The 344-nt window shown below is 61.6% G+C and carries 1 protein-coding gene; it reads right to left on the minus strand.

The window, feature by feature from the left end; translation table 11 throughout:
- Window positions 1-344: hypothetical protein (locus KIF87_RS23065; protein ID WP_213330853.1), on the minus strand; the 344-nt coding region annotated here is incomplete at both ends.

Genomic DNA, 344 nt, shown 5'->3' on the forward strand with positions numbered 1-344 from the left:
TTCGCGGTAGTTCAGATGCAGCAGCATCCCCGCCGTGCTGACCAGCCTGACGGGTAATTCCCCTTCGTATTCCACCTGCCAGCGCTGACGCTGGCAGGAAAATCCGCTCACGCGTCCCTGAGGGCTGTCCGCAGACCGTACCACATGCATCAGCCAGCCATTCAGCGATGGCGCGCTCAGTACGAAAGTATTCTCTGCGTTATCACACCAGGCCCTGGCACTGGCCAGCGGGTTACGGGAGACGGGGAGCGTGGGGTCCGGTAGCGGCAGGCGCAGGGTGACGTTCTCATGGTCCCGCCACAGAATATGGCTGTCGGTGAAGGTGAGGCGATGATCGAGCGTAT

The organism is Enterobacter sp. 120016 (assembly GCF_018383635.1).
Lineage (GTDB): Bacteria > Pseudomonadota > Gammaproteobacteria > Enterobacterales > Enterobacteriaceae > Enterobacter > Enterobacter asburiae_D.